General features: G+C 74.6%; 22 protein-coding genes. 11 read left to right on the forward strand and 11 right to left on the reverse strand.

Features of this window, described 5'->3' with window-relative positions:
- Positions 1-11 precede the first annotated feature (11 nt).
- The 3 genes from ACZ52J_RS16620 (at position 12) to ACZ52J_RS16630 (ending at position 2,231) form a co-directional block, all read left to right on the forward strand.
- Positions 12-269 (forward strand): lasso peptide biosynthesis PqqD family chaperone, encoded by a 258-nt coding sequence (locus tag ACZ52J_RS16620; protein ID WP_465619446.1) that lies wholly within the window; start codon positions 12-14, stop codon positions 267-269.
- Positions 266-700 (forward strand): lasso peptide biosynthesis B2 protein, encoded by a 435-nt coding sequence (locus ACZ52J_RS16625; protein WP_465619448.1) that lies wholly within the window; start codon positions 266-268, stop codon positions 698-700. The genes ACZ52J_RS16620 and ACZ52J_RS16625 overlap by 4 nt, the downstream gene beginning before the upstream one ends.
- Before the next feature lie 211 nt (positions 701-911).
- Entirely contained in the window at positions 912-2,231 is a 1,320-nt protein-coding gene (locus tag ACZ52J_RS16630; RefSeq protein ID WP_465619450.1) for an MFS transporter, read from the forward strand.
- 18 nt (positions 2,232-2,249) lie between these two features.
- Here the strand turns inward: ACZ52J_RS16630 and ACZ52J_RS16635 are convergent, their stop codons facing one another.
- From ACZ52J_RS16635 to ACZ52J_RS16665, 7 genes are all read right to left on the reverse strand, one after another.
- Positions 2,250-3,125, reverse strand: coding sequence for a helix-turn-helix transcriptional regulator (locus tag ACZ52J_RS16635; RefSeq protein ID WP_465619452.1), 876 nt, complete (start codon positions 3,123-3,125; stop codon positions 2,250-2,252).
- A gap of 112 nt (positions 3,126-3,237) precedes the next feature.
- On the reverse strand, positions 3,238-4,080 hold the full coding sequence (locus ACZ52J_RS16640; protein WP_465619454.1) for a class I SAM-dependent methyltransferase: 843 nt from the start codon (positions 4,078-4,080) through the stop codon (positions 3,238-3,240).
- Complete coding sequence (locus ACZ52J_RS16645) at positions 4,077-5,576, reverse strand: 4-hydroxyphenylacetate 3-hydroxylase family protein (protein ID WP_465619456.1); 1,500 nt, start codon at positions 5,574-5,576, stop codon at positions 4,077-4,079. The genes ACZ52J_RS16640 and ACZ52J_RS16645 overlap by 4 nt, the downstream gene beginning before the upstream one ends.
- Complete coding sequence (locus ACZ52J_RS16650) at positions 5,573-6,139, reverse strand: flavin reductase family protein (protein WP_465619458.1); 567 nt, start codon at positions 6,137-6,139, stop codon at positions 5,573-5,575. Before ACZ52J_RS16650 ends, ACZ52J_RS16645 begins: the two co-directional genes overlap by 4 nt.
- Complete coding sequence (gene asnB / locus ACZ52J_RS16655) at positions 6,136-7,971, reverse strand: asparagine synthase (glutamine-hydrolyzing) (RefSeq protein WP_465619460.1); 1,836 nt, start codon at positions 7,969-7,971, stop codon at positions 6,136-6,138. The genes ACZ52J_RS16650 and asnB overlap by 4 nt, the downstream gene beginning before the upstream one ends.
- 1 nt (position 7,972) lies before the next feature.
- Positions 7,973-8,872, reverse strand: coding sequence for a hypothetical protein (locus ACZ52J_RS16660; RefSeq protein ID WP_465619462.1), 900 nt, complete (start codon positions 8,870-8,872; stop codon positions 7,973-7,975).
- A gap of 261 nt (positions 8,873-9,133) precedes the next feature.
- Entirely contained in the window at positions 9,134-10,051 is a 918-nt protein-coding gene (locus tag ACZ52J_RS16665) for a LuxR C-terminal-related transcriptional regulator (protein WP_465619464.1), read from the reverse strand.
- 716 nt (positions 10,052-10,767) lie between these two features.
- On the opposite strand from ACZ52J_RS16665, the gene ACZ52J_RS16670 reads away from it, so the two are divergent.
- From ACZ52J_RS16670 to ACZ52J_RS16700, 7 genes are all read left to right on the forward strand, one after another.
- A complete protein-coding gene (locus ACZ52J_RS16670; RefSeq protein ID WP_465619466.1) occupies positions 10,768-11,712 on the forward strand; it encodes an ABC transporter permease in 945 nt (314 codons plus the stop codon).
- A gap of 1 nt (position 11,713) precedes the next feature.
- Positions 11,714-12,607 (forward strand): ABC transporter permease, encoded by an 894-nt coding sequence (locus ACZ52J_RS16675; protein ID WP_465619468.1) that lies wholly within the window; start codon positions 11,714-11,716, stop codon positions 12,605-12,607.
- Positions 12,604-13,386 (forward strand): ABC transporter ATP-binding protein, encoded by a 783-nt coding sequence (locus tag ACZ52J_RS16680; RefSeq protein ID WP_465619470.1) that lies wholly within the window; start codon positions 12,604-12,606, stop codon positions 13,384-13,386. Before ACZ52J_RS16675 ends, ACZ52J_RS16680 begins: the two co-directional genes overlap by 4 nt.
- Positions 13,383-14,336: an ABC transporter ATP-binding protein gene (locus ACZ52J_RS16685; protein ID WP_465619472.1), complete on the forward strand. Its 954-nt coding sequence runs from the start codon at positions 13,383-13,385 to the stop codon at positions 14,334-14,336. The genes ACZ52J_RS16680 and ACZ52J_RS16685 overlap by 4 nt, the downstream gene beginning before the upstream one ends.
- Before the next feature lie 69 nt (positions 14,337-14,405).
- On the forward strand, positions 14,406-16,022 hold the full coding sequence (locus tag ACZ52J_RS16690) for an ABC transporter substrate-binding protein (protein WP_465619474.1): 1,617 nt from the start codon (positions 14,406-14,408) through the stop codon (positions 16,020-16,022).
- 73 nt (positions 16,023-16,095) lie between these two features.
- Positions 16,096-17,121 (forward strand): LLM class F420-dependent oxidoreductase, encoded by a 1,026-nt coding sequence (locus ACZ52J_RS16695; RefSeq protein ID WP_465619476.1) that lies wholly within the window; start codon positions 16,096-16,098, stop codon positions 17,119-17,121.
- Between the two features lie 40 nt (positions 17,122-17,161).
- Positions 17,162-18,256, forward strand: a complete 1,095-nt coding sequence (locus ACZ52J_RS16700) for an LLM class flavin-dependent oxidoreductase (RefSeq protein ID WP_465619478.1) — start codon at positions 17,162-17,164, stop codon at positions 18,254-18,256.
- 29 nt (positions 18,257-18,285) lie between these two features.
- Here the strand turns inward: ACZ52J_RS16700 and ACZ52J_RS16705 are convergent, their stop codons facing one another.
- Positions 18,286-18,777 carry a signal peptide protein gene (locus ACZ52J_RS16705; RefSeq protein ID WP_465619480.1) on the reverse strand — a complete coding sequence of 164 codons (492 nt, stop codon included), beginning with the start codon at positions 18,775-18,777 and terminating at the stop codon, positions 18,286-18,288.
- Between the two features lie 183 nt (positions 18,778-18,960).
- On the opposite strand from ACZ52J_RS16705, the gene ACZ52J_RS16710 reads away from it, so the two are divergent.
- Positions 18,961-19,800 (forward strand): ATP-grasp domain-containing protein, encoded by an 840-nt coding sequence (locus ACZ52J_RS16710; RefSeq protein ID WP_465619482.1) that lies wholly within the window; start codon positions 18,961-18,963, stop codon positions 19,798-19,800.
- Positions 19,801-19,857: 57 nt separating this feature from the next.
- Here the strand turns inward: ACZ52J_RS16710 and ACZ52J_RS16715 are convergent, their stop codons facing one another.
- From ACZ52J_RS16715 to hypE, 3 genes are all read right to left on the reverse strand, one after another.
- A complete protein-coding gene (locus ACZ52J_RS16715; RefSeq protein ID WP_360490994.1) occupies positions 19,858-20,586 on the reverse strand; it encodes a hypothetical protein in 729 nt (242 codons plus the stop codon).
- 225 nt (positions 20,587-20,811) lie between these two features.
- Complete coding sequence (locus tag ACZ52J_RS16720; RefSeq protein ID WP_465619485.1) at positions 20,812-23,481, reverse strand: Ig-like domain repeat protein; 2,670 nt, start codon at positions 23,479-23,481, stop codon at positions 20,812-20,814.
- Positions 23,482-23,703: 222 nt separating this feature from the next.
- Complete coding sequence (hypE, locus tag ACZ52J_RS16725; RefSeq protein ID WP_465619665.1) at positions 23,704-24,693, reverse strand: hydrogenase expression/formation protein HypE; 990 nt, start codon at positions 24,691-24,693, stop codon at positions 23,704-23,706.
- Between the last annotated feature and the right edge of the window lie 62 nt (positions 24,694-24,755).

Consider the following 24,755-nt stretch of genomic DNA (forward strand, 5'->3'; position numbering starts at 1 on the left):
GAGAGACCAGCATGACCTTCACGCTTCACCCGGACGTGTCCACCGCCGACACCGAGTACGGCATCGTGCTGCTGGACGGCCGGGACGGCCGCTACTTCCAGCTCAACGGGACCGCCGCCGCGGCCTTCCAGGCGCTGGTGGACGGCGGCACCGTCGCGCAGGCCGCCGAGCGGCTGACGGCCACCTTCGACGTCGCATCGGACCGGGCCCGGCAGGACGTCGAGCGGCTGGTCACCAAGCTGGTGACGCTCAAGGTCGTGGTCGCGTGAGCGACACGGTGGTGCCCGCCAGGACGGGACCAAAGCTGACGGTCCGCCAGAAACTCGTCGCCAAGGTGGCCGTGGGCCTGGCCCGGCTGCTCGCCCGCAAGCCGCCGGCCAGGATCCGGGCACTGCTGACCCGGCTGGGCAAGGGCGCCCGCCCGGCGAGCTACGCCGAGGCGGAGGCGGCCCGCAACGCCGTCGTCGCGGTCAGCCTGCGCTGCGCGGCCTTCGAGGGCTGCCTGCCACGCTCACTGGCGACGGTCCTGATCTGCCGGGCCCACGGCACCTGGCCCACCTGGGTGGTGGGGGTCCGGGCCCGGCCGCCGTTCGGCGCGCACGCCTGGGTGGAGGCCGAGGGGCGGATGGTGGACGAGGGGGTGGACCCCTCGTACTTCCGCAGCCTCCTCACCGTCGGCACGCCCGACGGCCAGGCGTAGCCCCCGCCGGTGCTGTTCCACCGCACCCGCCGGAGCCGCGTGCCGGGCCGAGCCTGTGAGCTGGAGTCACAGGATCACCGCCTGTCTGGCTGGGCCTCGGGACGGTCCGCAGGATGGCCCTATCGGACGTCCTGTCAGCCGTCGCGCGGCCGCTTCCGCCCGCCGTCCGAGGGCCCGGCCGCGCCACCGTACGTGAAGGTGGTACTTCGCCGTGAGCAGCATCTCCGACCCGCCCCTGCCCGACCGGGCCGAGGACGTCCCGCCCCTGGACACGGCCGCGCGGGGCTTCGACCGGTGGCGCTACGCCGGGGTGTTCCTCCTGTTGTTCCTGTTCGGCACGGAGACCTTCCTGGTCTCGCCGCTGCTGCCGACCATCGCGGACTCGGTCCACACCAGTGAGGCCGCCGCCGCCTCCAGCGTCACCGCCTACGTGCTGGTGTACGCCGTCGCGGCGCCCTTCCTCGGGCTGCTGAGCGACCGGTTCGGCCGCCGCCGCACCCTCGTCGTGGGCACCCTGCTGTTCGTCCTGTCCAACGCGGCGGCGGCCCTGTCCACCGGGCTGACGCTGCTGGTCGTGTCCCGTGCGGTGGCCGGGCTGGCGGCGGCCGCGGCCGGGCCGGCGATCTGGGCGCACATCGCCGAGACCGCGCCGGAGGCGGTGCGCGGGCGGGCGCTGGGCCTCGGGATGGCGCTGTTCTCCTGCGGGCAGGTGATCGGTGTGCCGCTCGGCGGCTTCCTGGCCGGGCTGGCGGGCTGGCGCTCGGCGTTCTGGGCGTTGGCCGTCGGCACCGCCGCGGCGGTGCCGCTGCTGCTGCGCCAGGTCAGGGACCGTACGGCGCAGGCGCCCGCGCCGCGGGTGGGGGCCGTACGGGCGATCCTGGCGGGCTGGGCCGATCCGACGCTGCGCCGCGCCCTGCTGGTCAACACGGTGTTCAACGCGGCCAACCTGGGCGCCTACACCTTCCTCGGCGCGGTGCTGGTGCAGCGCTTCGACCTGTCGGTCCAGGCGCTCGGCCTGGTGGGTGTGCTGGTCGGTGCGGGCAGCGTGGCCGGCTCGCTGGTCGGCGGGCGGCTCGGCGACCGGGCCAGGACCGCCGGGCGGTCCGACCTGCCGCTGCTGCCGCTGTGGGGCGTCCTGCTGGCGGTGGGCATCGCGGTGGCGGCCAAGGGGCCTGGCCTGGTGCTCGCCCTGGCCGGGGTGACGGTGTGGTTCCTGGCCTCGGGCGGCTTCGTGACGGACCAGCAGACGCTGGCGGGCACCATCGCCCCGGAGCTGCGTGCGACCTCCAGTGCATGGCTGACGTCGACCATGTACGCGGGCACCGGGCTCGGCGCCTGGGCGGTGGGTACGTTCGGCGACGTCGCGGACGGCACGCTACTCATCGGCGCCGGTCTCGCGCTGCTGGCCGCGCTCGGCGGTCTGGCGGTCAGCCTGGGGATGCGCCACGCCGCCACCACCGCCGGCACCTCCCCCACAGCCACAGCCACAGCCACCAGCGCCTCCCCCGCCCCCACCGCACCGAAGGCCTGAGACACCGGCCGGTCCGGCTCAGCCGACCCGGCGCTCCCCCTCCACGCCGCCGACCGCGCGCAACGGATGCTCGACCAGTTCGGTCATCCGCGCCCGGTCGGTGGCGTCGGTCGGGGTGAACAGCAGCACCGTCGCGGAGGGGTCGTCCACCGGGTGGAAGGAGGACAGGGTCAGCCGGACCGGCCCGAGGCCGACCGGTTCGACGGTGACGGTGCGGACGGTCAGCTCCGCCACCGAGTGGCATCCCCACCAGTGGCGGAGCTCCGGCGCGTCCTCGTCCAGGTGCCGGTAGACCTCACGGGTGCGGGGGGCGGCGAGGGCGGGGCCCGCCTGGGCGCGGAAGTGCTGGAAGACGTTCATCGCGAGCGGTTCCCAGTCGCGCAGCACCGCGCGCACCCGCGGGTGGGCGGCCATCACCCACATCAGGTTGCGCCGGTCGGCGGGGACGAACTCGGGCGAGCCCCAGAGCGCCGCCCATGCGGCGTTCCAGCCGCGCAGGTCGAAGTGGCGGTCCAGCAGGACGGCGGGGCTGGCGGGCCAGGAGTCGAGGACGGGCTGGATGGCCTCGGCGATCCGGTCGGCGCCGCCCGGGCCGGCGGCCGGGGCGGGCTCGTGGTAGCCGGCCAGGCGCAGGGCGTGCCGCAGGCCCGCGTCGTCCAGTCGCAGCACGCGGGCGATCGCCTCCAGCACCTGCCGGGACGCGGCGACCCTCCCCTGCTCGACCCAGGTGTACCAGGCCAGGCCGACCCCGGACAGGGAGGCGACCTCCTCGCGGCGCAGGCCGGGGGTGCGGCGGCGGGTGGTGGCGGTGAGGCCGACATCGGCGGGCTTGAGGAGTTCGCGGTGGGCGCGCAGGAAGGCGCCGAGTTCCCGTCCGGTGGGGGGAGTTGACACGGGTGGGCTCCTCGGCTTCGTCTTCTCGGGGGTGATGGCCCCAGCGTAGGCGCAGCCCGCCGCTCGTCCCAGGGGTGAGCGGCGGGCTACACATGCTGTTAACGGAAGCGGGCTAGCGGGGGGTCAGCGTCCAGAGCCGGACGGCCATGTGGCTGACGTGTCCGCGCTCCCGCTGCCGGCGCCAGGCGCTCTCGCCGACGGCGCGGAAGAACGCGGCCCGCCGGTCGGCCGGTACCAGGCGGCTGTAGTAGTCGCCGAAGGTGGCGGCGTGGAAGTGCTCGTACTGCTCGGCGCTGTCGACGGTGACGACGGCGTCGCGCTCCAGGTGGCCGGCCACCGCGAGGTGCGGGCCGATCACCGCCGCGAGGTCCTCGACGGTCCTGGTGCGGGTGGCGATCGGCAGCACGCCGCCGCGCGCGAAGGCGCCGGGCACCTCGTCGTCCGGGGTGCCGAGGGCCACCAGGGCGTCGCGGACCAGTTCGTCCTCGCCGCCGAGGCCGTGTTCGTCGCGGGCGGGGTGGTAGCTGGTGAGCAGGAACCTGCCGCCGGGGGCGAGGTGGGCGGCGGCCCAGGCGAAGATCCGTTCCTCGTCCGGGTACAGCCAGTGCAGCACCGAGGTCTGGGTGATCACCTCGGCCCGGAAGGGCAGCGGCTCGGGCGCGGTGAGGTCGGCCCGGTGCAGGGCGATCCGCTCGCCGTACGGCCGGAGCCGGTCGGCGGCCTCGGCGATGCGGTGTTCGGAGCGTTCCAGGCCGACGGCACGGCGCAGGGTGGGGAACCGTTCCAGGGCGGCCTGCAGCAGCTGGCCGATCCCGCTGCCGAGGTCGATCAGGGTCTCGGGGGCTCCGGTGACCTGGTCGAGCACCCAGTCGCGGTCCTGGACCTGGCGCAGCCGGCTGGCGTCGGCGTACCCGGCGAGGGTTCGGGACTGGATCTCGACGGCGGACGTGCTCACGACTGGTTCTCCTCGGCGCTCGCGGGCCGGTCGACCAGGTGCAGCAGGCGCTCGCGGGCCTCGCTCTGGTCGTACCGCTTGAAGATGTTGATCCGGTTGCGGGTCAGGTCGCCCCGGTGCACGTACTCGTAGAGGTCCTGGCGCTGGCCGAAGCCGTCGCCGGTGAGCTCCCACGCGATCCGGAACAGCCGGGACTTGCGTTCGGCGTCGATGCCGCGCCCGCGCATGTAGCGGTCCAGGTGCGGGCGCAGCCGGGGGTGGGCGAGGTCGGCGGCGGTGGGCTGGATGAGCAGGCCCGAGGCGCCGATCCGGCGGACGATCTCGACGGCGCTGCCGGCCACCTCGGCCGACCAGACCCGGGAGGCGGCGGTGTCGCCGGGGGCGAACAGGCCGCCGTCGGTGGGGCCGCCGCGGGCTTCGGCGGCGTCCAGGAAGTACTCGGTCAGTTCGGCGTACCCGGCGAGGCGTCCGAGGTCCTCCTGGATGTTGCGGAAGCCGTCCACCCCGATCGACTCGGCGACGAGGGTGGCGGTGGCGAGCAGGGTGCGCAGCCGTTCGCGGTAGCGGATGTGGCCGATGTAGGCGCTCCAGGCGTTGATCCGGCCGAGGCCGAGCCGGGCGAGGCCGGCGTCGCGCAGCAGGAAGACGCGGTCCCAGGGCACCAGGACGTCGTCGAAGAAGAGCATCGCGTCCTGCTCGTCGTACCGCGCGCCGAGGGGGTGGGCGTGGCCCCAGGGGGCGCTGCCGAGCGGCTCGCGGGCGAGGGTGACCAGTCCGGGGGTGTTGAGCGGCAGGGCGAACCAGGTGACGAACTGTTCGCCGCGGCCCTCGGTGAAGGAGGCGGAGAGGTAGACCAGCACCTCGTGGGCGAGCGGGGCGAGGGTGGTGAGCTGCTTGGCGCCGCGGACCACGATGCCCCGGTCGTTCTCCTCGATGACGCGCAGGGCGAGGTCGGGGTCGTCGAGCGGGTCGGCGGAGCGGTCGATCTGCGGGTCGCCGAGGGCGTGCGACAGGACGAGGTCGTTGGTGGCGCAGTGGCGGTACCAGGCTTCGGCGTTGGCGCCGAAGCGCGGGTCGGCCCCGGCCAGCCGGTGCCGGAAGTCGTAGACGCCGACGGCGATGGAGGCCATGAACGCGGGCGAGCGGCCCTGCTGGCCGAGTGCTTCGGCGTGCCAGAACTCGGCGCTGCGGCGCTGGAGTCGGAGGTCGTCGAGGGTGCGCGGGGGCTGGTAGGCGCGGGCCAGCCGCAGGCCGCTGTCCGGGTCCTGCCAGGTGAGCAGGTCGCGGTGGTCGGGGTCGTGCTGGAGGTCGAGCAGCCGGGACAGCTCGTCCACGGCCGGGCGGAACGCGGGGTGCTCGGCGGGGTTCGCGATCCGTCGGCCGTCGAGGTAGAGCTCACGTCCGTCGTCGAGTCCGGCCCGGTAGCGGTCTCCGGTGAGCAGGCCTCGGGCGGTGGCGGGCGCGCCGCGACCGGCGGCGGTGTCCAGCAGTGTCATGCGCCAACTCCGGTGGTGTTCAAGGGTTTCGGGGCCAGTAGGCGGTACTGGCCGTCGTGGTAGAGGAGGGGTTCGCCGTCATCGCGGGCCGCGGCGGCGACCCGGCCGACCAGGATGGTGTGGTCGCCGCCGGGCAGGGCCGCGTGCAGCCGGCAGTCGAACCAGGCCAGGGCGGACTCGACGAGCGGGGCGCCGGTGGCGGCGGTCCGCATCGGTACGGCGGCGAAGGCGCCGAGCGCGCGTCCGGCCCCGGGGGTGGCGAACCGCCGGGCCACGGCGGCCTGACGGTCCGTCAGGATCGAGAGGCCGAACCGCCCGGAGGCCCGGGCGGCGGCCACGAGCGGGCTGTGCCGGCCGATCGCGACGGTGACCAGCGGCGGGTCGAGGGAGAGGGTGCCGAAGGAGGAGACCGTCTTGGCGAAGACCTCCTCGCCCGCGCGGGTGGTGACGACCGCGACCCCGCTGGTCCAGCCGCGGGAGGCGGCCCGGAACTCCTCCTCGGTGGCCTGGTCGGTGGCGTGCCCGGCGGCTTTCCCGGCTGCTCGGGTCAGGGCGCCGCTCATCGCAGCCCCACCCGGTAGGCGCGCAGCCACTCGTCGACCTGGACCAGGTGGTCGAGGCCGCCGACCGGGTTCGGCGCGGTGCGCGGGCTGGGCAGCGGTCGGCCCCCGGCGAGCAGCTGGCGCACCAGGTCGCGGTCGACCAGCTCGAAGACCGGCGCGTTCGGGTCGGCCAGCAGCTCGTGGGCCCGGGCCGTGAGCACCTCGGTGTAGCGGACGGCGGGGGTGGACGGGTAGCCGCTCTTGGGCCGGTCGGCGACCTGCGGCGGGAGGAGGTCCCGGACGGCGTCGCGGAACAGCCCCTTGGCCCGCCCGTCCGGTGCCTTGAGCGCCCACGGGACGTTCCACAGGTACTCCACCAGGCGGTGGTCGCAGAACGGCACCCGGACCTCCAGGCCGACCGACATCGACACCCGGTCCACCCGGTCCAGCAGCGGGGGCAGCCAGCGGGTGAGCGCGAGGTGGAAGACCTCGCGGATCCGGGCGTCGCGGGCCGACTCGCCGGGCAGCCGCGACACTTCGCCGAGCGAGCGCCGGTACGCGGCGGCGGTGTACTCCTCGGGGCGCACCTCGGCCCGGACGTCCGGGCGCAGCAGGTCCGCCGGGGTGGCCCTGCCGTGCAGCCACGGGAAGGTCGGGGCGGCGAGGGCGTCGGCGTCGTGGAAGTAGGGGTAGCCGCCGAAGATCTCGTCCGCGGCCTCGCCGGAGAGCGCGACGGTGGAGCGCCGCCGCACCTCGCGGAAGAGCAGGTGCAGGGAGGCGTCCATCTCGCCCCAGCCGGGGCGGTCGCGGGCGCGCAGGACGGCGTCGCGGGCGTCCAGCAGGTCGTCGTCGGGGACCAGGACGGTGGTGTGCAGGGTGCCGATGTGCTCGGCGGCGGCCTCCACGTAGGGGGCGTCGCGGGTGGTCCGCCAGGCGTCGGGGGTGCGTTCGGCGCTGCCGGGGAAGTCGACGGAGAAGCTGGTGATCTTGCCCTGGCCGGCCCGTTCGCGGGCGGCGGCGGCCAGCGCGGTGACGGCGCTGGAGTCGACGCCGCCGGAGAGCAGGGTGCACAGCGGCACGTCGCTGATCAGCTGCCGTTCGACGGCGTCGGCGAGCAGTTCCCGGACGGTCGCCCGGGTGGTCGCGGCGTCGTCCCGGTGCTCGGCGGACTCCAGCCGCCAGTACCGCACTTCCCGGGTGGCGGCGCGGCCGACGACCACCAGGTGGCCGGGCCGGACCTCGTGGAGGCCGCGGAAGACGCCGTGGCCGGCGCTCGGCGCGGCGGGCAGCGCGAACAGCTCGGCGATGCCCTCGGCGTCCAGTTCGGCGCGGAACAGCGGGTTGGCGAGCACCGCCTTCGGCTCGGAGCCGAACAGGACGCCGCTGCGGTGGGCGTGCCAGTACAGCGGTTTGATGCCGAGGTGGTCGCGGACCAGCAGCAGTTCCTCGCGCCGGGCGTCCCAGAGGGCGTAGGCGAAGATGCCGTTGAACCTGGCCGGTGCGTCCTTGCCCCACTGGAGGTGGGCCCGCAGCACCACCTCGGTGTCCGAGCGGGAGCGGAAGACGTGCCCGAGGGCCTCCAGTTCGGTGCGCAGCTCGCGGTGGTTGTAGAGCTCGCCGTTGTAACTCAGGACGGCCGCGGTGTCCGGTCCGGGGCGGTCGGCGAGCGGCTGGGCGCCGCCGTCCGGGTCGATCACGGACAGCCGGCGGTGGCCGAGGGCGGCGTGCCGGGAGAGCCAGACGCCGTCCGCGTCCGGGCCGCGGCAGGCCAGGGTGGCGGTCATCTCCCGGACGGTCCGCGCCTGGTGGAGCAGGTCGGTGTCCCAGTCGATCCAGCCGGTGATGCCGCACATGTCAGGACTCCCCGGGTTCGTCGGTGGCGGTGGGCGCGGCGGGCCCGGTGGGCTCGGCGGTCGCGTCCGTCGAGGCGGGCTCGGTGGCTTCGGTGGCTTCGGCGGGCCCGGCGATCTCAGCGGGGCCGGTCGCGGTCGTGGACTCCCAGCGGCAGCCGTGGCCGGTCGGGCCGTGGGTCAGGCGGTGCGCGGGCCGGTAGCCCTTGGCGCGGATGTTGGCGGACAGCGCCTCGGTGCAGTAGGTGCAGGGCGAGGCGAGGGTCAGCCGGACGCCCGAGCGCCGGGCCTTCTCGCGGTAGTCCCAGATCGCGCAGTGCGTGATGGTGAGCGCCGCGCGTTCCGGTCCGGGCGGTGCGTCGTCGTCGAACTCGTAGTCTGATCCGTACAGTTCGGCCTGCCGGGCGATCCGGTGGATCGGGTCGGCGGCGCCCCGGCCGTGGTCGGGCTCGACGTCGCGGTGCACCTCGGCGTTGGACCGGGCCCAGTCCCCGAGCACCTGCTCGCCGTAGCGGACGACGAGGAAACGTTCCATCAGGGCCTGGTCGCGGAAGAACACCCGCTGCCACTCGACGGCCGGCGCGTCCGGCTCGGGCAGGTCGGCGAACAGCTCGGACTGCAGGACGAACCAGTCGGTGAGGTGCAGTTCGTCCCCGCGTGACACCAGGTACCGCGTCAGCCCGGCCTCGGCCTCGTGCAGCCGCTGCCGCCAGAGCGCGGACCGCTCGGCGTCCGGCATCGCGCGGTACGGGGACCTCGGCTGCTCCGGGCCGGGGCTTCGGCTCCCGGCGGGCAGGACCACCGTACGCGGGCCGGCCTCGCCGGCCGCCCGGCCACCGGCCCGGCCACCCCCCAGGCCACCGGCGCCGGTCGGACCGCCGGTCCCGTCGGACACACCCCCCATCGGGCCATCTCCCTTCGGCTGAACGATCCGTCGGACCGTCGTGTCGTCGTCGTTCCCGCCACGCTACGAAGCGGTCCGCGCGCCCCGGTAGCCCCGAACGGCGCCGGTCAGGGCGCCGATCGTCGCCGTTCGGATGCTCCGAAGGTCGCCTCGCACCGCACCCGCCAGGAGCCCGGGCACGACGAAGGGCGGGCCCCGCGTCCTGGCGGGGCCCGCCCTCGGGCGGTGCGTGTGCGGCGACGGACGTGTACGGCGACGGAACTACCCGGCGAGCCCGTGCCGGTGGGCGTAGAGCGCGGCGCGCAGCCGGTCGGGCTGCCCGATCTTGCGCATGGCCTGGGTGAGGTGCTTCTTCACGGTGGCCTCGGCGAGGGCCAGTTCGCGCCCGATCTCGGCGTTGCTCAGCCCGTGCCCGAGCTTGACCAGCACCTCCCGTTCGCGTTCGGTCAGCCCGGCCTGCTGCGGCGGCAGCTCGCCGAGGTGCCGCCCGGGAGCCGCCGCGTGGATCCGGGCGGGCGGCGGTGCCGGCAGGAACACCGACCCGCCGGCTGCCACGAGTTGGACCGCGCCGATGATCCGCTCCCCGGCCAGGTCGAGCGGGAAGCAGCCGCCGGCTCCGGCCAGCAGCATCCGGCTCGCCTCGGCGGTCGACTCGGCCCGGCGCAGCAGCAGGACCCGGGCGTCGGGGGCCCCGTCCGGTCCGCGCAGCGCCACCACGGCCGCCAGGTCCTCCTCCAGGCTCGCGCCGCGGCCGAGCAGCACGATGTCGGGGGCGATGCGGTGCACGGCCGCGACGGCGCGCAGCGGGTCGCCGGTGGAGCCGACCACCGTCAGTCCGGGCGCGGTGGCCAGCACGCTGCGCAGCCCGGCGCTGGCCACCGAGTGCCGTTCGACCAGGAACACCCGGGCGAGCGCGGTGCGGTCGCGTTCCTCGTCCACGCAACTCGGGTGGCCGCAGCCGCACCCGGCGTCCACCCGGCCCGGGGCCGGCGGTGCCGGTTCGGCCAGCAGCTGGTGACCGGCGATCAGGTCGAGCGGGTTGTCGATCTCGGCGTGCGGGCGGGCCGGTCCCGTGGCGGGCGCGTCCCCCGGGCCGGTGCCGCCACAGGCGGCGCGGCGGGCGGGAAGCCGGCGGCCGCGCGGGCCGGCCGGGGCGGCGAAGGTGCTCACTGCTGCCATCGGGCACCTCCGGGAGCGGAGGCTGGACGTCTGTGGTAGGGCATGGCGATGCGGTCCCCCTAGCTGGTGGCTGGTCGGCCCCGTGGACGCGATGTGCTGCGACAGGGATCCGCCGGCGACGCGGACGGGCGTCGGGCAGGGATCCGGGGTGAGGAGGGAGCGCCGACCGCGGCGGGTGTGGACCGGGGGCGGTCAGCGCGGTGCGCGCGATCGACAGAACTCGTCGAAGCACCTGCGGTGCCACGAGCCGCCGATCCCGACCAAGGTGAAGTCGGTCCGCCGAATAGCCATGCGGGAAACCCTAGGTCCGGTTCCTTGTGCAGGTCAAGGACGGGACCGGGCCTCGGCGGCCGGGGCAGTGTCACTCCGGCCACCGCGGATCCTGTGACCGGAGGTAACAGCATCAGGACCTGACTGGCTGTCGGGGCCGTGCGTCCGCAACGCTCCTCCAAGCGACCTCGGCCGTCGCGGCGACGGTGTCCCGACGTCGCAGGGGCAGCCCCGCCCGCACTCCGAACGCCGCTGCCACGCAGCCGAGATGACGGCCCGGCATCCCCGAACCCCCGTCCGAGAACTCCCGCAGGACTCCGGCAGAACTCCGGCAGAAGTCCCGCACGACTCCCGCACGACTCCCGAAGGAGCAGCAGCGCCATGCCCGCCCCGCCCCACCGGCCCGCCGTCGGCCCGTCCGGCGCCCCGCCCCGGAGGGTCGACCGGTGACCCGGTTCCTGGTGCGCCGGCTCCTGCTGGCCGTCCCGACGCTGCTCGGCGTCACCGCCGTCGTCTTCGCGACCGTGGCGCTCGTCCCCGGCGACCCGGTCGCCGCCTTCCTCGGCCCGGGCGCACCGCCCGAGGCCCGTCGGGTGCTCACCGAACGGCTCGGCCTGGACCAGCCGTTGCCCGTGCGCTACGCGGACTGGCTCGGCCACGCGCTCACCGGCGACCTCGGCACGTCCATCTCCGGCCAGCGCCCGGTCGCCGACCTGCTGCTCCCCGCGCTCGGCCAGACGCTCACCCTGACGGCGGCCGCGTTCCTGCTGGTGCTGGTCGGCGGGGTGGCGCTCGGCGCCCTCGGTGCGGTGGGTCCGCGCGGCCCCGGCGGGCGGATCTCCGGCGCGCTGTCCACCCTCGCGGTGTCCGCCCCGCAGTACTCGGTGGCGCTGCTGCTGATCGCCGTCTTCGCGGTCGGGCTGCGCTGGCTGCCGGCCGGCGGCACGCACGACGCGTTCGGCTCCGGCGGTCCGGCCGACCTGGCCCGCCACCTGGTCCTGCCGGCGGTCGCCGCCGCGCTCGTGCCGCTCGGGCTCACCGCGCGGGTGTTCCGGGCGTCGCTGGGCACCGTCCTGGCCGGTGAGCTGGCCGACTCGCTGCGGGCCCGCGGCCTGCGCCCGGCCGCCGTGCTGCGGCACTGCGTGCACAACGCCTCGCCCGCGCTGCTGACCATCGGCGGCCTGCAACTCGCCTACCTGCTGGAGGGGGTGGTCTTCGTGGAGACCCTGTTCGCCTGGCCCGGCGTCGGCCGGCTGCTGTACGACGCGCTCACCGCCCGTGACCTGCCCCTGGTGCAGGGCGGGGTGCTGGTGGTGGCGGTGGCGTTCGTCGGCGTCAACATCCTGGTGGACGCGGCGCACGCGGCGATCGACCCGCGAGTGAGGACCTGACATGACGTCGACCCCGTGGACCGGACGGACCAGCCGGAACCTCGGCCTGGTCGTCCCCGGCGGCCTCGCCGTGCTGCTCGTCCTGCTCGCCCTCGCCGCGCCGCTGGTCGCCCCGTACGACCCGGCCGCCGGGCGGCTCGCGGACCGGCTGCTCGACCCCGGCAGCCCCGGCCACCCGCTGGGCACCGACGGGCAGGGCCGCGACCTGCTGAGCCGGCTGATCTGGGCCGGGCGTGCCTCGCTCACCGGAGGGCTCGTGCCGGTCACCGTCGCCGCCGTCGCCGGGACCCTGCTCGGCATCACGGCCGGCCTCGGCGGCCGGTTCACCGAACAGGCCCTGCTGCGCACCCTGGACGTGCTCTACGCCTTCCCCGGGGTGCTGCTGGCGATCGCCGTCGCCTCGCTGCTCACCCCCGGCCTGGGCGCGACCGTGCTCGCGCTGTCCGTGGTGCTCACCCCGGCGGTGGCCCGGGTCGCGTTCACCGAGACCCGGCGGATCCGCACCTCCGAGTACCTGGAGGCGGCCCGGGTCAGCGGCGCCGGCTGGGGCGCGCTGGTGCTCCGGCAGGTCGCCCCCGTGGTGGCTCCGGTGGTGCTGGTGTACTCCTCCTCGCTGGTCGGGCTCGCCGTCGTGTACGCCGCCGGACTGTCCTTCCTCGGGCTCGGGGTCGCCCCGCCCACCGCCGAGTGGGGCGCGATGCTGGACGAGCTGCGGCCCTCGCTGCTCACCCACCCCTGGGTGGCGGTGCTGCCGGCCCTCGTCATCCTCGCCGTCTCGGTCGTGTTCAACACCCTCGGCGAGGCGCTGCGCACCCGGGTCGGCGACGCCGCGGCCCATCTGCCACACGCCACCCAGGCCGTGACGCGACGAACTGCCAAGCAGGTGATCCGATGAGCCCACTGCTGGAGATCGACGGTCTGGGCGTCGAGTACCCCGGAGGCGTCCGGGCCGTCGACGGGGTCTCCCTCACCCTGCGGGCCGGCGGCGCCCTGGTGCTGCTCGGCGAGTCCGGAAGCGGCAAGACCACCGTCGCCCGTACGGTGCTCGGCCTGCCCGGGCGCGGCGCCGCCGTCACCGGGAGCGTCCGGCTCGCCGGGACGGACCTGCGGGCACTCGACGAACGCGCGTTCTCGGACGTCCGCGGCCGGCGCATCGGCTACGTGCCGCAGGACCCGAGCGCCTCGCTCGACCCCCTGCGCCGGATCGGCCCGCAACTCGCCGAGGTGCTGCGCCGACACCGGATCGCCGACGGCCGCCGGGCCGCCCGCGCCGCCGTCCCCAGGTTGCTCGCCACCGCCGGCGTCCCGGATCCGGGGCGGGTCGCCCGGGCGTACCCGCACGAGCTCTCCGGCGGCCTGCGCCAGCGCGCCGCGATCGCCCTCGCGATCTGCTGCGGCCCGGAACTGCTGATCGCCGACGAGCCGACCACCGCGCTGGACGCCCTGGTCCGCGGCCGGATCCTGGACCTCTTCGCCACCCTGCGCGCCGACTGCGGCATCGCGCTGCTGCTGGTCACCCACGACCTCGCGGTGGCCCGCCGGATCGGCGGCACGGTGGCGGTCATGCGGGCCGGCCGGATCGTCGAACTCGGCCCGGCCGAACGGGTGCTGGGCGAGCCCGGCCACGCCTTCACCGCCGCCCTGGTGGCCGCCGAACCGGGAGCCCGCCGATGAGCCTGCACCACCGCGACACGCCCGACCTCCACGGCACGACCGACCACCGCGACACGCCCGACCACCGCGACACGCCCGACCGCCACGGCACGTCCGACCACCACACCGTCCCCGGCGCCGAGACGCCCCCGCGCCCCCTGCTCACCCTCGACGCCGTCGGCAAGCGCTACGGCGGCCGGACGGCGCTGGAGGGCGTCAGCCTCACCATCGCCCCCGGCGAGACCGTCGCCCTGGTCGGCGAGTCCGGCTCCGGGAAGTCCACCGTGGCCCGCCTCGCCCTCGGCCTGCTCGCCCCCGACTCCGGCAGCGTCCGCTTCGACGGCCGCGACCCGTACCGGCTGCGCGGCCGCGCCGACCGTGCGCTGCGGGGCCGGCTGCAGTTCGTCCCGCAGCACCCGCGCGGCTCGCTCAACCCGAGCCTGCGGGCCGGGGAGGCGGTCGCCTTCGCGCTGCGGCTGCACGGCGCCCCGCGCGCCGGGCGTGCCGGGCGCGCCGGGCGTGCCGGGCGCGCCGGGCGTGCCGCAACCGTCGCCCGGCTGTTCGCCCAGGTCGGTCTGGAGCCCCCGCTCGCCGCCCGCTACCCGCGCGAGCTGTCCGGCGGGCAGCTGCAGCGGGTGGCCGTCGCCCGGGCCCTGGCCACCGGGCCCGAGCTGCTGGTCTGCGACGAGCCCACCTCCGCCCTGGACCGCAGTGTGCAGGCCCGACTGCTCGACCTGCTCACCGAGCTGCGCGAACGCACCGGCCTGGCCTACCTGTTCATCTCCCACGACCTCGCCGTCGTCCGCCACCTCGCCCACCGGGTGCTGGTGCTGCGGCACGGCCGGGTGGTCGAGGAGGGGCCCGTCGACCGCCTCTGGGACTCCCCCGCGCACCCGTACACCCGGGCGCTGCTGGAAGCCGCCACCGGCACCGTCCCCTCCGCCACCGGCACAGCCCCTTCCGCGCCCTGACCGACACCGCTCCCCGCCCTGACCGACACCGCTCCGCGCTCCGCACCACCGAACCGACGAGGAAACACCATGACGCGCACCGCCCGTACCCGTTCCAGAGCCGTCGCCCTGTCGGCCGCCGCCGTCCTGCTCACCGCGGCCGCCGGCTGCGCCGGGTCCGGCGGCGGCTCCACCGGGGCGGGCGGCGGCGACGGCCGCGGCGGGACCCTGGTCATCGGCGCCACCGGCAAGCTGCCCAACACCGACACCGTGATCGGCGGCGCGGGTTTCGAGGGCAAGCGGCTGGTCTCCTTCCAGCTCTACGAGGGCCTCACCCGCTACGAGTTGCTCAAGGGCACCGACAAGCCGCCGACCGTCACCGGCGCCCTCGCCACCGACTGGCAGGTCGCGGCCGACCGCAGGACCTGGACCTTCACCCTCCGCCAGGGCGTGAAGTTCCAGGACGGCACCCCCTTCGACGCCGACGCCGTGGTCTTCAACCTGGCGCGCTACCTCGACAAGGGCAGCCCCGAGTACACCGACGCCCTCGGCGCCGCCGCCGCGGAGTACGCGGGCGACATCGCCTCCTACCGCAAGACCGACGCCGACCACGTCGAACTGGTCACCAAGGAACCCAACGGCCACTTCCCCGAGGACCTCGCGCACGTCCTGATCGCCAGTCCCACCGCCGTCCGCAAGGCCGGCTCGGCGAACTTCGCCCAACACCCGGTCGGTACCGGCCCGTTCTCCTTCGTCTCGCAGACCGAGGGCCAGCAGATCGAGCTCACCGCCAACAAGGACTACTGGCGCGGCGCCCCCAAGCTCGACCGCCTCGTGATCAAGGCGCTGCCGGACGCCGCCGCCCGCACCGCGGCCCTGCGCTCGGGCGGCGCGAACTGGATCGAGTACCCGAACCCGGACGACATCGAGAGCCTCAAGGCCGACGGCGTCACGATCGCCACCAACAGCTACGACCACCTCTGGTACTGGATCCTGGACACCTCCAAGGCCCCCTGGAACAACCCGCTGGTCCGCAAGGCCGCCAACTACGCGATCGACCGCAAAGCCATCGCCGACAATCTGCTGCACGGCACCGCCGACCCGGCCTACCAGGCCGCGCCGCGCGCCACCGCCGCCTACGACCCCGCCGGCGACGCCTACTCCTACGACCCGGCCAAGGCCCGGCAGTTGCTCACCGAGGCCGGCGTACCGAACGGCTTCGGCACCTCCGTCACGGTGCCCACCGGCGGCAGCGGCAACCTGCTGCCGGTGCCGATCGCCGAGGCCATCCAGCGGGACCTCTCCGCCGTCGGCATCAAGGTCGAACTGCGCACCACCGACTGGACCACCCTGATCGGCGCCGAGGCCAAGGGCCAGGTCGCGCTCGGTTCCGACGCCGTCGCCCAGTCCACCACGCTGTTCCAGTCCGAGGCACTGCTGCCGCTGTTCATCGGCTCCACGAGCCCGTTCTGGACCGGCCACTACGCGAACCCGCAGGTCGACGGGTTGCTCGCGTCCTCGGCCGCCGACGCCGACCAGGCCGCCCGGCAGGCCGGCTACCGCAGGGCCCTCACCCTCGTCACCCAGGACGCGCCCTGGCTGTTCGTGGTCAACGACCGCAACCCGCGGGCCCTTTCGCCGAAGGTCCACGGGCTCGTGCAGCCGCAGTCCTGGTTCCTCGACCTGACCACGGTCCGGGTCGGCTGAGGCTGACCGACGTCCCCTCTCCGACACCACCCCCAGCACCACCCCCGAGCACCACTGGAAGGACAACCGTCCGATGACCACCCCGCACCCGCCGCACCACCACACCGACACCGAGCCGCCCAAGTGGGGCATCACCCTGCCCCTGCCGGGCCTGACCATCGACCGGCACCGCTTCCTGGTCGAACGGCTGCCCGACCTCGGCTACACCGACGTGTGGAGCGCCGAGGGCGGCGGCACCGACGCCTTCACCCCGCTGGCCGCCACGGCGGCGTGGTCCCCGTCCCTGCGGATCGCCACCGGCATCGTCCCGGTGCACACCCGCGGCCCGGCGGTGCTCGCCCAGACCGCCGCGACACTCGCCCAACTCGCCCCCGGACGACTCCTGCTGGGCATCGGCGCCTCCGTCCCCGCGCACGTCACCGACATCAACGGCATCCCCTTCGACGAGCCGTTCAAGCGCACCCGGGACGTGCTGCGCTTCGTCACCCGGGCACTGCGCGGCGAGTACGTCACCGGCGGGTTCGACACCTTCGACATCACCGGCTACCGGCTGCCGCACCCGCCCGCCGACCCGGTCAAGGTGATCCTGGGCGCGCTGCGGCCCAACATGCTCCGGCTCGGCTTCACCGAGGGGGACGGCGCCATCACCAACCTGCTGTTCCCGCACGACGTGCCGAAGATCCTTGAGACCGTCGGCCCGCAGCCGCCAGGCAAGGAGCTGGTGGTGAAGGTCTTCGTCTGCCCCACCGAGGACACCGACTACGCCCACCGCGCCAGCCGGCCCTTCCTCGCCTGGATCCTCAACCGCGAGCCGTACCGGAAGTTCCACGAGTGGCTGGGCCACGGCGAGTTGCTCGCCGAGACCCACCGCCGGTGGGCCGAGGGGGATCCGGAGGGCGCCCAGAAGGCCCTGCCGGACGAGGTCGTCGACGGACTCTTCGTCAGCGGCTCCCCCGAGGAGTGCCGCGAACGCATCCTCGCCTACCACCGCCCGGGCGTCACCACCATCCAGCTGTACGTGTCGCTGCCGCCCGAGGTGTTCGTCAGCCGGGCCAAGCTGCTCGACACCCTGGCCCGGCTCGGCCCGGCCGCCCGCTGACCCGCCGCCGTTCCGTCCGATTCCCATCCGAGGAGAGCCCGTGCCCCTGGAGATCCGCGGCGGGGTCCGCGCCGCACCCGTCCCCGGCGACACCCCGCAGGAGCGCCAGGCCCTGCGCTGGGCCCCCGACGGCCGCGACCGCACCGCCGACCCCGCGTATGTCGCCCGCACCGCGCGCGAGAACGAGGAGGACGGGCTGGACAGCGCCCTGGTGGTGCAGTCCAGCTCGTGGCCCGACCCCTGGCTGGTGGCCTCCTGGGCGCTGGCCGCCACCACCCGGCTGCGCATCGCCGTCGCCCACCGGGTCGGCACCACCGCGCCGACCGTCGCCGCCCGTTCCCTGGCGACCCTGGACCGCCTCTCCGGCGGACGGGCGGCGGCACACGTCATCATCGGCTCCAGCGACCGCGACACGGCCCGCGACGGCGACCTCCTCGACAAGGCGGAGCGCTACCGCCGGGCCGAGGAGTACCTCGACCTGTTCACCCGCTACCTGACCGCCGACCGGGACATCGACCACAAGGGCGAGTTCTACACCGTGGCCGCCGCCCGCCCCGGCCTGCACCCGAGACCGGGCGGCGAGCTGCTCTCCTTCGGCGGCTCCTCACCGCAGGGCCTCGACCTCGCGGCCCGCTACGCGCAGGTGTACGCCGTCAGCCCGCTGCCGCTGCCCGACACCCGGCGGCGGATCGCCCAGGCCCGCGCCGCGGCCGCCGTCCACGGCCGGTCCCTGCGGATCTGGCGGCACGTCACCGTCGTCCTCGCCGACACCGACGAGGAGGCCCGCGACCGGGTCCGCCGACTGCGCCGGGACGCCCTGCGCCTCACCTCCGGCGGCGCCGGCGGCCGCTGGCGGGAGGCCGTCCAACTCGACCGCGACCGCGAGCGCGGCCACTCCGACCCCGCCCACGGCGACGAGCAGGTGGCCGCCTACGTCCGCCGCTCCCTCAGCGCCGCCTACGCCGGCTCCCCGGCCGCCGTCGCGGCCCGGATCGGGCTCCTCCGCTCGGCGGGCGTGGACATCGTCCAGCTCGACCTCGCCGTCGAGACCGACCACGACCGGGAGCTGCGCCGCTCCCTCGTCCGCCACCTCCGCGCCGGCCTCGGCACCCCGGCCGACCGCCGCGACTGGTGAACACGCCACCGCCCGGACCCCGGACCGCCTCAGCCGTACAGCGCCACCCTCGGCTGGACCGTGCCCGGGGAGGCCTTCAGCACGGTGAGCCGGTAGTACTGGGTCAGCGTGTGGTGGCTGTGGAGGACCAGTTTCGCCGAGGTGAGGCCGGTGTACAGCGTGCCGGTCTGGCTGGCCAGTGGCACGGTCTTCCAGGCGCCGCCGACCAGGATCTCGAGCTTGATGTTCCCCGGGGTGAGGAAGGGCCCGTTGTCGGGTGACTCGACGAGGATCTGCGGGGCGATGGTCTGGTCCGCCCCCGTGGGGTTGCGGTAGGTGACGGTGATCCGGTGCGCCGCGTGGTCGGACGGCAGCGGGCTGTTGGGCAGGTCGACGAAGGAGGTCGGCGCGGCGACGGCGACCGCCTGCGGGGCGGAGGCCACGGCGGCGGCCGCCGGTGAGGGCAGTGTGAAAGCGGCGGCCGGCAGGGCGGCGAGGGCGGTCAGGGCCAGGGCCCGGCCGAAAATCTTCCTGGTCGGCATGGCGGCCTCCTTCGATCGTTCTCGGGTCCCCCGGGAGTCCGCCGGCCGGACCGTACCCGTCCACCCTGCACTCCGATGGCGCAACGCGCATCCGCGCCGGACCGGCGGCCCCCGGGGTCCACGGCCGACGGGGCCGGTGGACCGGTAGATTTCGGTCCCCCACCACCACCCGAGGGAGCGCCCGTGCCCGCCCGGCCCAGCCTGCTGTACGTGACCGACCTGGCCTACCCGGCCCGCGGCCGCCGCTACGGCGACGAGGACGTCTTCCTCACCTCCCGGCTGCGGGAGTGGTTCGACCTGGCCCTGTGCCACCCGCTCGACGCCCGGGCCCTGATGGCTCGCTTCGACGCGGTCGTCGTGCGCAACAGCGGGCCGGTGCTGCACTACCGGGAGGAGTACGCCCGTTTCCGGGACCGGGCCCTGGCCGACGGCGTGCGGGTCTACAACCCGCTGACCGGGCGGGGGGACATGGCCGGGAAGCAGTACCTGCTGGACCTGACCGAGACCGGCCACCCGGTCATCCCCACCGTCGACCGGCCGCAGGACCTCGCCCGGCTGCCCGCCGCCGACCGCTACGCGGTCAAGCCCAAGGAGGGCGCCGACAGCATAGGCCTGCGCTTCCTCGCCCCCGAAGAGCTGGAGGGTCCGGACGGTCCCGCGTGGGGCGAGGTGCTGGTCCAGCCGCGGATCGACTTCCGGTACGAGGTCTCGTTCTACTTCGTGGACGACGCCTTCCAGTACGCCCTGCACGCCCCCGACCCGGCCCGCCGCTGGGTGCTGGAGCCGTACGAGCCGAGCCCGGCCGACCTCGGGTTCGCCCGGCGCTTCGTCGACTGGAACACGCTCGAGCACGGGATCCAGCGGGTGGACGCCTGCCGGGCGCCCGACGGGCGCCTGCTCCTGGTCGAGCTGGAGGACCTCAACCCCTACCTGTCCCTCGACCTGGTCCCCGAGGAGACCCGGGAGCGCTTCGTCCGGGCCATGGCCGGCTCGCTGCGCCGATTCCTGGCTCTGCCGGGCTGACCGACGGACAGGCGGACCGACGGACGGGCGGACCGACGGACGGGCTGCCCCGGGGCCTCACTGCCGGGGGACGCCCCCGACGAAGTCCTTCAAGGCGTCCATCCGGGTCCGCCGCCCGGGCGGGTAGCGGCGCAGCGAGCGCTCGGCCCGGCGCGAGCCCGGCCGGTAGCGCCAGCGGGCCCACGGCGAGTCGGGTTTGGCCAGCCGCAGGCAGGCGACCAGCGCGATCAGGGGCACCAGCAGCCCGATCACGCCGACCGCCGTCTTGCCCTTGAGGATCGCCCCGACGGAGAACAGCAGGTTGACCAGCAGCAGCACGGCGAAGGTCAGATGGGCGGCGGCGCCCTGGCCGGTGTCGGAGAACGGGCTGAACCCGGCGACCAGCAGCAGTCCGACCGCCACCGCCAGGAAGGTCGCGTCGACGGACTTGCGGCCTTCGCGCGTCCAGTAGACGTCCTCCAGGTGCAGCCACAGCGCGTACTCGTCGAGGGTGAGCGCGGCGCCGGCGCCGAACAGCGCGGCCAGGACCTGCACCCCGGGGGTGTCCGGGCGGTAGGCGAACTCCATCGCGCCGGCCACCAGCATCGCGAGGATGCCGTACACCTGGTGGTGCACATGGGTGCCGCCGACCTCGACGTTGCGGAACGGCCCGCGCCCGGCCCGGATCAGCCGGGTGACCACCCGGGTGCCCACGAAGGTGAGCACGAACGCACCGACCATCCACAGGCCGATGCCGTGGTTGGGCACGGTCACCACCACCTCGACCTCGGTGTCCGCGGAGCCCACGGCCGCGGCGTCCCGTCAGTGGCCGTGCGGGGCGTGTGCTCCGCAACACTCGCGCCGTCGCGGCCCGTTACCCTCCGGCACCACGCACCTCCGCACCATGCCGCGCTGATCTGCCCGGGGCGGTCGGACGGGCCCGGGGCCTCTACTGCCCAGCGTATCCGGATCAAGCGGAAGGGGCCCGCACGGGCGGGCCCCTTCGCGATCACTCGGTCTGCGGGAACAGGACTACAGGTTGGAGCACTGCCCGAGCCTCGGCCCGGTCACCGTGTTCGGGTGTCCGTCGTTGGTGGGCGGCGGGGTGTTGCCGGCGCAGGAGAGCATCCCGCCGATGGTGTTGCTCTCGATCTCCGCGCGGGTGTCCTCGGGGAACGGACCGGTGCCGGTCGTGCCCTGGACCTGGACCGATCCGGTCACCTGGTTGGCGATGACCTCCAGGCCGCCGTGGTTGCTGCCGAGCAGCAGGGAGCCGTTGAGCCGGTTGCCGGCGCAGCCGTCGTCACCGGGGTCGCCGACGAGCACGAAGCCGGTCGAGCTGTAGACGCTGGTCGTGATGCCGACCGTACTTCCACACAGGGCGAAGAGCGTGCCGTTGGAGGACAGGACGGCCCCGTGGACGGTGGAGCCGCTGATGAACAGCGCGCCGCCGCCCGGGTTGTGGACGGTGCCGTTGACGGTGGCGCCGACGACGCAGGTGCTGTCACCGGTCGCGACCACGTCGCCGACGGTCCCGGTGATGGTCCTGGTGCAGCTCACCGTCTGAGTGATCGACTCCAGGCTGCCCGCCAGGTAGTTCCCGTCGCCGCTGTACTGGGCGGTGATGGTGTGGGTGCCCGGCAGCAGGTTCGCGAAACTCACCTGGGTGCGGCCGCAGTTGGTGCCGCCGCCGGGGGTCAGCGTGCCGGTGCCGAGCAGGGTCGTGCCGTCCCGGAAGGTGACGGTCCCGGTGGGCGGCAGGCTCGGGTTGGTGCTGGGGAACGCCGGACACACGGTGTCGGTGAAGGTCACCGCGTGACCGAAGGGCGACGGGTTCGCCGATGGCGTGAGGGTCGTGTCGACCGGTGCCTTCTCGACGTTCTGGACGAGGGTCATCGCCGTGTCGCCCACGAAGTTCGGGTCGCCGCTGTAGGTGGCGTCCACGTTGTGCGGGCCGGGGCTGAGGGAGGCGATGTCGTCGGAGGTCGCCGTGCCGGTCGTGGTGTCGACGGGAACCGGGCTGCCGAGCTGGGTGCCGTCCACCGCGAAGGTGACCGTGCCGCCGTCCGGTACGGGCACGACGGTCGCGGTGAAGTGCACCGGCTGGCCGTACAGCGAGGGGTTGGACGAGGAGGACAGCGTCGACTTGGTGAACTGCGGGACGCTGAAGAAGATCGTGTCGGTCGGCTGCGCGGTGGTCTGGCCGAGGCCGTTGAGGTTGCCGATGAACGCCCCGTAGAAGGTGTTCCCGACGGCCTTGAGCTGCTGGTAGTCGCCGAAGAGCCGCTCGTTGGGGTTGCTCGCGGTGCCGACCTTGGTGGTGTACGACTGCAGGACGGTGTCGGTGAAGGTCGCGCCGTGGTCGGTGCTGCGGGCGAGGTGGGCGGTGAACTCGGGGAAGCCGCCGGCGTTGGTGCCGTCGTTGGTCAGGTAGAGGACCCCGACCGTCCCGTCGTTGAGGACCGCCACGGAGGGCAGCGCCGCGTTGGTCGAGGCGGAGACGTTGACGGCGCCGCCGACGTTCATGCCGCCCGTGCCGTTGTCCGTGAGCCGGCGGATCCGGATCTGGTTGTTGCCGGAGACGTCCGCGCCGTAGGCCACGTAGACGTCGCCGTTGGTCGGGTCGACGGCGACGTGGTCGACGCCGCCCTGGAGGGAGTTGACCCCGCCGAACTTGTAACCGGCGTTGCCCTGGCGGGTGTTGTCCGTGGAGACGGCGATGCCGTCCGTGCTCCCGCCCAGCGTCCAGTTCTGTCCGGCGTCGGTGGACCGGTTGAGCATCAGGGTGACGTTCTCCGGCTGGGTGGTCCCGCCGCCCTGCTGGTAGAGGGCGTACATGGTGCCGTTGCGCCGGTCGGCGGCCAGCCGGAGCCCGCCGTTGATGACGCCGCCGCTGAGCGCGCCGGTGCCGGCCACGTTGTCCCGGTCGAAGTTGACTGGCGGCGTGTTGTTGGCGTTGTGGGAGACGTTCACGCGGTCGTGCGGGACGCCGCCGCGGAAGTCCTGGTAGGCGACGTAGACGTTGTCCTGGCTCGCCGTGCCGGTGTCGCGGTTGACGATCAGCCAGGGCTGGTCGGCGTTGGTGCCGGTGGCGCTGGTGATCTGGGTGGTGGTGGGCGTCGGGTTGTTCCAGCTCCACGACGCCAGTTTGGTCGGGTCGGTGGTCGAGCCGGTGACGATCTGGTTCCCGCCGGTCAGGAAGGTGGCGTAGAGGGTGCCGTTGCGGCCGAAGTCGATCGTCTGGTCGTTCGGGCCGCCCGAGGTGTTCGCCACGCCCGGGGGCGGCGGGATGGTGGCCTCGTCCTTCCAGGTGATCCCGCCGTCCGCCGAGTACAGCAGGTCGGCGTTGCCGTTCCAGGGGAAGGTGAAGCGGGTGATGGCGACCTGCTGGGGGTTGGCGGGGTTCATCGCGACGGAGGCCTCGCCGAACGTGGTGGCGCCGACGGCCGCGTCCGCGTCGACGACGTACACGCCCGGCGTCCTGACCGCCGGCCGCACCCTCCTGGGGCTCGTCGGGACGGTGCGTGGCGAACGGTCCGGCGGCTGGTCGCTGCCGTCCTGGACCGAGGGTGCCGACGGGCTCTCGGCCGCCCACGCGTGCGCCGACACCAGGGCCGGACCGGCGGCCAGGGACAGCGCCAGGGCCGCGCCGAGCGACCGTCTGAACAGGTCCGGTCGTGGTCGGGGTCTTACGGGTTCCACCGGCGGTTCCTTTCGAACGAGCACACAGAGTGGTCACAGTGTGTGGAGGCCGGAACCCGGACGATCGTCGGGCGCGAGCGCCGTACACTCGTTCGCCCACCGAATCACCCCCTTCGGACGAGCGACGCACCCCGGAACGCACCGCCGCCCCGGGAGCGGTCTCCCGGGGCGGCAGGGCTCACACGGCGTCAGGACGCGCACGGCGCCAGGACTGACGTGGCGTCAGCAGATCCGCGGCAGCTGTTCGCCCATCGGCAGGTCCACCACCCTGGTGCCGCCGAAACCGGTCCGGGCGACGACCATGCCGGGGTGCTCCCCGACGCACTCGCCGATCACCACCGCCTCCGCGCCGAGCGGGTGGGCGCGCATGGCGGCGAGGACCGCGTCCGCCTCCCGGCGCGGCACGAAGGCGACGAGCTTGCCCTCGTTGGCGACGTACATCGGGTCCAGGCCCAGCAGTGCGCAGGCGTTGGCGACCGCGTCGGGGACGGGGACGGCCCGCTCGCTGATGGTCACGCCCACTCCGGCGGCGGCCGCGATCTCGTTGAGCGCCGCCGCCAGCCCGCCGCGGGTGGGGTCGCGCAGCACGTGCAGGTCGGGGGTGACGGCGAGCATCGCCTCGACCAGGCCGCCGAGCGCCGCGCAGTCGCTGCGCACCTCGACCCCGAACTCCAGGCCCTCCCGGACGCTCATGATCGCGACCCCGTGCAACCCGATCGGCCCGCTGACGATCACCACGTCGCCGGGGACGGCCCGCTGCGGCCGGATGTCGACCCCGGCGGGCACCAGGCCGATGCCGGCGGTGTTCAGGTAGATGCCGTCGCCGTGCCCGGCCTCGACCACCTTGGTGTCCCCGGTGGCCACCTCGACCCCGGCGGTCCGGGCGGCGGTGCCGAGCGCCCGGGCCACCCGGTCGACCACGGACATCTCCACCCCTTCCTCCAGGATGAACCCGCAGGACAGGTACGCCGCCCGGGCCCCGCTCATCGCGAGGTCGTTGACCGTGCCGTTGACGGCGAGGTCGCCGATGCTGCCGCCCGGGAAGAACAGCGGCCGGACGACGTAGGAGTCGGTGGAGAAGGCCAGCCGGGCCCCGCCGAGCTCCAGGACGGCCGAGTCGCCGAGCCCGGCGAGGGCCGGGCCGCCGAACGCCGGCGCGAAAAGGTTCTCCACCAGTTCGGTGGACATCGCCCCGCCGCCGCCGTGCCCCATCACCACCCGGGGGTGGTCGCGCAGCGGCAGCGGGCAGCTCCAGCCGGCGAAGTCGGGCGCGG

This window comes from Kitasatospora sp. NPDC034035 (genome assembly GCF_055575755.1).